The following is an 8,641-nucleotide window of genomic DNA, read 5'->3' as shown; positions in this document are numbered from 1 at the left end:
GTCGGAGTACCGGCTTTTTTTGTCTGAGTAGTATTGAAACTCCAGTTAGTGTTTTATGCCGGTTTAGCTCAGCTGGTAGAGCATCGGTATCGTAAACCGAGGGTCACAGGTTCGAATCCTGCAACCGGCATAGTATAAATCCTAGTAATGATAAATAATTAATAAAAGGTCCGGATCTTTAAAGTATCCGGACCTTTTTATTATAACTTGAAACCAGCTGTTAAAACCAGTTTTGCCGGAATTCTACAAGTTTTTAATCATTTGGTGATGTTTAATACCTGCGTCTAAAAATTGAGGACCCATGACTTCATAACCTAGTTGTAAATAAAAGTTTTGGGCCTGATCTTGGGCATTCAGGGTTATGGTTTGAACATTTTGCTGGCGGGCTTCAGCTTCAATTGCTGACAGCAGTTGGCTAGCATAACCTTGATGACGAGCTGTGGCTTGCGTAGCAACGCGTTGTAGATGCCAAGTATTAGGTTCTTCATGGTGAACTCTTGTCGTGACCACCGGTTGGTTTTGAACATATCCGACATAATAAGTACATTGATTTTCAAGATCATCAACTTCTATTTCCGGTGCAACATTTTGTTCTTGGATAAAAACTTCTTGTCTTATTTTTAGACTAGCTTGATAAATGGGAGAATTTAAATCAGTAGTTTGTAAAATGTCCATTATAAAAACCTCACTCAAATTGGATTAATAAAGATTATAATGATTTACTTACAAAAAAGAAACTCATAATTTATCTATCGTCAAGATAATCGTTAAGCAATACTTTTGAACGGGCCAAAATAGCAGGTAACTGAACGAAGATTTCTGGCATTAAGCTCTTTACTTAGTAGTGGAATTATTTTTAATCATACGCAGCAGAAATAAAATTTCTAAATATTTTTGTGTACAGTTCTTTTCCAATCAGTTGCACTGCCAAAATGAAATTCCGGATAATAGGATATTCGTGACTGAGAAGGTTGGTATTTTGGGTAATTTTGAGTTTTAACCTGCTAATTTTTAACTTAAAGTTCATTAATATTATTTTTTCTTTTTAAAATTGATTTTAACAGCCACTCTGGCTTTTTTTTGACAATTATAGTTAGACGTCCTAAAATTAATTGGGTTCGACATTTAATGTAGGAGAAACAAATTCAATGACAAAAACGGAAACAAAGCAACGAACTTTTTTCGGTCAGCCCTGGGGTCTTCAGACGCTTTTTATGACCGAATTTTGGGAAAGATTTAGTTACTATGGGATGCGCGCTATCCTCCTGTACTACATGTATTATGCTGTCAGTCAGGGTGGTTTGGGATTTGACCAAGTAACTGCCGCTTCGATTATGTCTATTTATGGCTCTTTAGTCTATATGACCAGTGTTTTAGGGGGCTATATTAGTGATCGTATTTTAGGCAGCCGCCGGACAGTATTTTGGGGTGGCATTTTGATTATGTTTGGACATATTTGTTTATCATTACCAATGGGTAAAACAATGCTGTTTATGTCCATCATATTTATTACTTTAGGGACAGGTTTATTAAAGCCTAATGTTTCGGAAATGGTCGGTGGATTATATAGTGAAGAGGATCCCCGGCGTGATGCTGGTTTTAGTATCTTTGTAATGGGAATTAATTTTGGTTCCTTATTAGCACCTTTGATCGTGGGTCAGGCTTGGAAGTGGTTTAATTTCCACGTGGGCTTTTCTTTGGCTGCGATTGGAATGTTTTTTGGATTAGTTACTTATTACTTCCAAGGTAAAAAATATTTGCCGGCAGTTAGTTTAAAAGCGCCTGATCCGCTCACTAAGCCGGAATTGACTAAATTATATCGGCGAGCAGCGATTTTCGTAGTTATTTTTATCATCGTTTTCGGTGTATTGGCGGCTATGAATGCTTTGAACTTAAATAATATTGTGACCTTGCTGACTTTATTAGGCGTGGCTTTGCCGGTGGCTTATTTCATTATTATTTTGTCCAGCCAAAAGGTTAACAAAGTAGAAAAATCCCGCGTGCGGGCATACATTGCCTTATTCATTGCTGCTGTGATTTTTTGGGCAATTGAAGAGCAGGGATCGACGGTTTTAGGCTTGTTTGTGGCTAATAAAACCCAGTTGAATTTTGGTTCCTTTAAACTAGTACCTAGTTGGTTCCAATCATTAAATCCGTTATTTATTGTTCTTTATACACCTATTTTTGCCTGGTTGTGGACCAAATTAGGTAAAAAGCAACCCTCCTCACCAGCTAAGTTCTGGATGGGCTTGGTAGTTACCGGTTTTTCATATTTAGTTTTAATTATTCCTTTAATAAATAATCACGGCCAAAAGGTTAACCCCCTGTGGCTGGTTTTAAGTTGGGCTATTGTAGAAGTCGGCGAGATGTTAATTTCGCCAATTGGTCTATCAGTAACAACTAAATTAGCGCCGAAAGCTTTTTCCTCAGAAATGATGAGTATGTGGTTTTTGGCTAACGCTGCTGGTCAAGCGATTAATGCGCAGGTGGTTAAATTTTATCCCGGACACGAAATGGCCTATTTTGGTGCCGTGGGGGTTGTAGCGTTGATTTTTGCGGGAATTTTATTCTTATGGACGCCTAAGATTGAAAAATTAATGGCGGGCGTGAATTAGTTTTTGTGCACAGCAAACTCTGTTTTTGCACAATTTTTTCCGAAAAAGCTAAATTTACTCTTGCAAATTGGCCGAGAATTAATTATTATATTTAATGTCATCGATTGATGGCATGACGGAAGGGTAGCGAAGTCTGGCTAAACGCGGCGGACTGTAAATCCGCTCCTTCGGGTTCGGTGGTTCGAATCCACTCCCTTCCATTATTATTGGGTTATAGCCAAGTGGTAAGGCAATGGACTTTGACTCCATTATGCGCTGGTTCGAATCCAGCTAACCCAATTGATTGGAAAAGCTGAGGCAATGGTCTCAGCTTTTTGTGTTTGTAAGGAATTTTTATTCGACTTAGTATAAAATTTAACATAAAATAGATTTATCTTTGTGCACCGGGTGGATGCTTTTAAGCAGTGATTAATTACCAAGGAGGTTCCATGATGGAAGATATCCCCGTTTATGTTCAAATACATAATCAACTCAAAGCTGATATTGCCAAGGGCAAGTGGCAAATTGGGCAGCGAATTCCGTCAGAGCGGCAATTGTCGGAGCATTTTTCGGTGAGCCGGATGACTTTACGGCAGGCAATTCAAACCTTGGTAGATGAGGGTATTTTGCAGCGAAAAGTGGGTTCCGGGACCTATGTAGCTAATCGTAAGGTTCAAGAAAAAATGTCCGGGACAACTAGTTTTACGGATATTATGTTGGCACAAAACAAGACTCCTTCTAGTCGTGTGATTTCTTATCATTTGGCCGAGCCGACTTTAAGTGAGAAAGAACATTTACAATTGCCAGCTGCGGCACATATTATTCGGATGGAACGCATTCGCTTAGCGGATCAAATTCCCATTTGTTTTGAAATTGCCACGCTGCCACAATGGGTGGGGCAAAATTTGCGGCGCGATGAGTTGGGCGATTCTTTTTATCACGTTTTGGAAGCTCAAGGGTTTAAACTAGGACATGCACAACAAACCGTATCTGCTACCTTAGCTTCGGAAAAGGTAGCGGGATTGTTGAAAATCAAACGCGGAGAGGCCATTTTGAAGTTACGTCAAATTACGAAACTGCAAGACGGACGTCCCTTTGAATACGTGCGCACCCAGTATGTGGGCGAGCGCTTTGAGTTTTATTTAGAACGATAAATCGATAGACGAATGGAGTTTGGATATGAATACTAGGCACGTGCAGCAATTTAGCAAGTTATTGTTATTCTATATTTTATTACAGCCTTTTTTGGACATAATTACCGGGTGGCAGGTACGACTGTTACCGCATTTTGGCCTTACTGCGGGGGTCCTGGTCCGGGCTGTGATGCTGCTTGCTGTCTTATTATTTATTATGCAGGCTGCCAAAGCTCAACGTAATTGGGTAGATCGCAATATTGGATATTATTTAGTGGGATTATTGCTGTTAGCGGTTCTGAATTTGGGCATTAATAAGTTCTCCAAACCGGTTTTTTCGCTGTTTACCGAAGCCGCCGGGACTTTCAAAAGTATGTATTATTTGATTATTTTAGTCGGTTTTTACTATGCTTTTCGTAATTTATCAGCCCGACAAATTAAACGCCTGGTGCCGGCGATAGTTTATTGGGCCCAATGTTGTGTCAGTGTGTCGATGATCTTGGCTCACTGGACACAAACCGCTTTTAAAACTTACCCCCAAGGAAAATTGGGAGAAAGCGGATGGTTTAATGCCGGCAATGAGTTAGGCGCTATTTTGGCTATTACTTTTCCTATCGTGACCTTATACGCCATTAAGCAAACCCAGAAGTATGGTTATTTTTGGTATTGGTTGGGCGTCTTTTTGATGGTTATTGCGATTATTATGGTTGGCACTAAGAGTTGTTTTTACGGGATGATAATCGGGATTTTCTTCGTCTTAGTGAATCAATTCTGTTTTTATTGGTGGCATCATCGCCAACAACAAAGGTCTTTTTCCCGCCGTTATTTTTATGTGAATTTAGTGATGATTGTTTTAATGCTGGGTGGTATTTTAGGGATGTATCCCCACGCGCCGGTGAAATTAAACAGTACTATTCAAATGGAAATCATTAAAGACAACCAAAAAAATCAAAAAGAGATTTTGAAAGAAAAAAAAGCTCATCGCAAGCTGAATCACTATGAGAAATTTTTAGTCAAAAATCAAGAATTGAATAATCCCTTGGTCGCGAAGTTGTTGAGTGGGCGCACTAATTATTTTCGAACGATTAAAGCGCAATATCACCGGGCTAATTGGGGTCAAAAACTATTCGGTTTAGGCTACGGCGGTAATTATCGGCATAAGCCTTTAACCATCGAGATGGATTGGGTAGATTTCTTTTTCCAATTCGGTGTGATTGGATTTGTGATTACCATGACGCCCTTGGTAGGAATTATTGTTTATTTGTTGTATCGCTTTTTCAAGGGGATCAACACTGCTTTTATTTGGGATAATTTACTGTACTTTGTTGCTTTTGGCTTGGGTATTTTTATGTCTATTATTTCCGGTCATGTTTTAAATGCTCCCGGTGTCAGCACTTATTTAGGACTGGTAGCGGCTTATTTATTAAATTATGTGGCCCATACGAAAAATTATGATTTCAATGATCATTTTTAAACAGAAAACCATCATTTGGACTTGCAACTGTAGCCATTTTTGACTACTGTTAAAGACAATGATGGTTTTTGAATAGTGCTAACTTATTGATGTTGTTTGACGAGTTTTAAAAACCGCGGAAGCGTCATAAAACGGTTCAAACGAGAAGGATGCGCAAGGAACCGATATAACCATTCTAAATGCAATTTTTGGAAAAGCTGCGGTGCCCGTTTCACGGTACCTGAGAGGACGTCGAAACTGCCACCCACGCCGATCCAAATTGCCGGAGACGCCTGCCGATATTTTGCAATAAATTCTTCTTGTTTGGGAAAACCGAGGGCTACGGCCACAATTTGCGGCTGAGTTTGTTGGATTTCTTCGACAATCGGCTGTTCCTCTTGAAAATAACCATCATGATAACCCACAATTTGAATTTGCGGATAATGCTGTGTGATATTGGCCACAGTTTTACGGATAACTTCGGGCCGAGCACCTAACAAGTAAATTTTAAGCTGCTGTTGGTTGGCAATTGCTAACAGATTAATTAAAGTATCAAAGCCAGTGATGCGTTCTTGCAGTGGGTGCTGGAGTTGCTTGGAGGCTTTAATGATGCCGATGCCATCTGGAGTAATATAATCGGCTTGTTGAATAGTGCGTAAGTACTGTGGATGATCATAAGCATAAACGGCAATTTCAGGATTGGCCGTCACAATAAAGGTATTTTGATGTTTTGCTAAGCGCTTCTTCAAAATTTCTTTAAAATCAGCGTTTGTCGTATTTAAAAAAGGTAAATTTAAAATGGTGATCGTTTGCTTCAAAACTACTCGACTCCTTAATAATTATCTTTTAGTTTACGCTATGCTGAGCGGTTAAACAATTTTATGTGAGGAAAATTTATGAAAACTTTACAAGTCAATGCCGGCAATGAAGCTGGTGGGGGCCGAACTTTGATTATTAATTTATTACAAGCTCTGAATGAGCAGGGGGTGGATTCGCAGCTATTAGTTTTTGAACGTGGACCGGTGTCGGATTTGGCACAAAAGCATCAGATTCCTACGACCATTATGAATCAGAATGGTCGCTGGGACTTAAGTGTAGCGAAGCGTTTAAAGAAGTTTATCCAAGACAATAATATTGATGTCGTGAATACGCATGGACCACGGGCCAATTTTATTATGTCGTTAATTCATCGTCAGGTATCCGCTAAATGGGTAGTGACGGTGCATAGCAACCCGCATATTGATTTTGCTCCTAATCTTGTGGGCAAATTATTGAAGGCTTTGAATGTTCACTCGCTGAAACGTCCGGATTTATTAATGTTGGTCACACCGCAATTTCAGCCTATTTTGGAAGATTTAGGCATTGCTCCAGCTAAGATGAAGTCGATTTTTAATGCCATTTATTTTAATGATAGCCCCCCGGAAACTACCCGGCAAAAAGTGTATACTATCGTTAATATTGCTAGTCTGATACCCGTGAAAAATCAGCAGGCACTTTTACGGGCATTAGCGCGGGTTCCGTTTGATTATCATTTACAAATTGTGGGTGACGGGCCATTGCGCGCCCAGTTAGAAAAACTGGCAGATCAATTGCAGATTGCAAATAAAGTGGAATTTAGCGGTTTTCAAGATAATACCAGTGCTTATTACACGCATGCCGATGTTTTTGTTTTACCATCGATCTCTGAGGGGTTTCCAATGGTTCTGTTGGAAAGTGCCAATCATGCTTTGCCGATGATCGTGGCGGATACAGGTTCTGATGCTCAAGTTGTCCATAGTGATACTGGCTGGGTAGTAGAACCGGATAATTTATCGCAATTACAATCAGCTATTGAAGCGGCCTATCAATTATGGCAGCAAGATCAGCTTCGTTCACTGGGACAAAAGTTTTTCTTTTATTGTAAAAAGAATTTCTCCAGTGCTCGGCTCGCTAAAACGGTGATTAATATTTATCAAAATTTAATAAGGTAGGGGAATAAAAATGAGAGTAAATCAAGTGGATGACAGTTTAGTTTTGCATACTGATTATTATATTTTAAATATGATGTATACCTACTGGAAAAAAGGAATTAATAAGCGGCGGGCCGTGTTTGAGGCTTATTTTCGCAAAAATCCTTTTAACAACGGTTATTCCATTTTTGCGGGGTTAGAACAAGCGGTAAATTATTTACAGAATTTACACTTTTCCGATTCAGATATTGATTACTTGCGCCAAAAAGGCGAGTTTGATGAAGGCTTCTTACAGTATTTGAAGCAAATGACTTTTAGCTGTGATGTCCGCGCAGCCGTAGAAGGAGACTTGGTTTTTGCCAATGAACCTATTATGCAAGTGGAAGGTCCTTTGGATCAGTGTTCTTTAGTAGAAACCGCTTTATTGAGTATTTTAAATTATCAGATTTTAATTGCTACTAAGGCGTCCCGTATTAAAAATGTAGCGGGCGATGATACCTTAATGGAATTTGGTTCCCGGCGGGCACAGGATTTAGATGCCGGCATCTGGGGCGCCCGGGCGGCTTATATTGCCGGATTTGATTCGACGAGTAATGTGCGGGCCGGTAAATTATTTGGGATACCAATTACAGGCACACATGCTCATGCCTTGGTTCAATTTTATCAAAATGATTATGAAGCTTTTATGGCTTATGCCCAGACGCATCATGATTGTACTTTCTTGGTGGATACATATGACACTTTGAAAAGTGGCGTCCCGAATGCGATTCGCGTAGCTGATGAATTGGGTGATAAGATTAATTTTAGAGGTGTTCGCATTGATTCGGGGGATATGGCTTATATTTCTAAACGGGTCCGCGAAAAATTAGATGCAGCAGGTTATCCTGAGGCTCAAATTGCAGCTTCCAATGATTTGGATGAAGATAAAATTCAAAGCTTAAAAATGCAAGAAGCTAAAATTGATGTTTGGGGAGTGGGAACACATCTAATTACTGGTTACGGGCAACCTGCTTTAGGAGCGGTTTATAAATTAGTAGCCATTGAAGATGATGCCGGCAATATGTTGGATACCTTGAAATTATCCAGTAATGTGGAAAAAATAAGTACTCCTGGTGAAAAACAAGTCTGGCGAATTACCAATAGTAATAAGCAAGATAAATCTGAAGGCGATTATATTACGCTCAAAGACGAAGATCCTAATGCCTTGGATGAGTTGTACATGTTTCATCCGCAGTACACTTATATTAGTAAGACTATTAGTAATTTTAAAGCCCGTCCAGTTTTACAAAAGATTTTTGAAAATGGCAAATTAGTCTATCAACTACCTGATTTACAAACGATCCGTAGTTACTGTCGGGCTAATTTAGATTCCTTATGGGATGAATATAAACGCATTTTGAATCCGCAAGACTATCCAGTTGATTTGTCGCAGCGATTATATGATCATAAAATAAAATACATTGAACGAGTGCATCAAATGGTTGCACAACTCGGCAATGATGACTAGGAGAA

At 39.4% G+C, this 8,641-nt stretch carries 7 protein-coding genes and 3 tRNA genes; 8 read left to right on the top strand and 2 right to left on the bottom strand.

What is annotated here, in order from left to right:
- Positions 1 to 57: 57 nt before the first annotated feature.
- Positions 58 to 130: transfer RNA gene (locus JG30_RS06210), tRNA-Thr, on the top strand.
- Between the two features lie 113 nt (positions 131 to 243).
- Here JG30_RS06210 and JG30_RS06205 read toward each other — a convergent pair.
- A complete protein-coding gene (locus JG30_RS06205; protein WP_046317065.1) occupies positions 244 to 675 on the bottom strand; it encodes a GNAT family N-acetyltransferase in 432 nt (143 codons plus the stop codon).
- A gap of 473 nt (positions 676 to 1,148) precedes the next feature.
- On the opposite strand from JG30_RS06205, the gene JG30_RS06200 reads away from it, so the two are divergent.
- The 5 genes from JG30_RS06200 (at position 1,149) to JG30_RS06180 (ending at position 5,201) form a co-directional block, all read left to right on the top strand.
- Positions 1,149 to 2,615 (top strand): peptide MFS transporter, encoded by a 1,467-nt coding sequence (locus JG30_RS06200; RefSeq protein ID WP_046317063.1) that lies wholly within the window; start codon positions 1,149 to 1,151, stop codon positions 2,613 to 2,615.
- A gap of 117 nt (positions 2,616 to 2,732) precedes the next feature.
- Positions 2,733 to 2,815, top strand: a tRNA-Tyr gene (locus tag JG30_RS06195).
- Between the two features lie 7 nt (positions 2,816 to 2,822).
- A tRNA-Gln gene (locus tag JG30_RS06190) sits at positions 2,823 to 2,894 on the top strand.
- Positions 2,895 to 3,046: 152 nt separating this feature from the next.
- Positions 3,047 to 3,748, top strand: a complete 702-nt coding sequence (locus JG30_RS06185; protein WP_046317061.1) for a GntR family transcriptional regulator — start codon at positions 3,047 to 3,049, stop codon at positions 3,746 to 3,748.
- 25 nt (positions 3,749 to 3,773) lie between these two features.
- Positions 3,774 to 5,201 (top strand): O-antigen ligase family protein, encoded by a 1,428-nt coding sequence (locus tag JG30_RS06180; protein ID WP_046317059.1) that lies wholly within the window; start codon positions 3,774 to 3,776, stop codon positions 5,199 to 5,201.
- Between the two features lie 83 nt (positions 5,202 to 5,284).
- Here JG30_RS06180 and JG30_RS06175 read toward each other — a convergent pair whose 3' ends face one another.
- Positions 5,285 to 5,998 (bottom strand): WecB/TagA/CpsF family glycosyltransferase, encoded by a 714-nt coding sequence (locus tag JG30_RS06175; RefSeq protein WP_143443900.1) that lies wholly within the window; start codon positions 5,996 to 5,998, stop codon positions 5,285 to 5,287.
- 78 nt (positions 5,999 to 6,076) lie between these two features.
- Between JG30_RS06175 and JG30_RS06170 the strand changes: the two genes are divergently transcribed.
- On the top strand, positions 6,077 to 7,150 hold the full coding sequence (locus JG30_RS06170; RefSeq protein WP_046317057.1) for a glycosyltransferase family 4 protein: 1,074 nt from the start codon (positions 6,077 to 6,079) through the stop codon (positions 7,148 to 7,150).
- A gap of 10 nt (positions 7,151 to 7,160) precedes the next feature.
- Positions 7,161 to 8,636, top strand: coding sequence for a nicotinate phosphoribosyltransferase (locus JG30_RS06165; RefSeq protein ID WP_046317055.1), 1,476 nt, complete (start codon positions 7,161 to 7,163; stop codon positions 8,634 to 8,636).
- Positions 8,637 to 8,641 lie beyond the last annotated feature (5 nt).

This window comes from Bombilactobacillus mellifer, from assembly GCF_000970795.1.
GTDB lineage: Bacteria > Bacillota > Bacilli > Lactobacillales > Lactobacillaceae > Bombilactobacillus > Bombilactobacillus mellifer.
The sequence above is the reverse complement of the archived record's forward strand: the minus strand, read 5'-3'. Positions and strand labels throughout refer to the sequence as shown.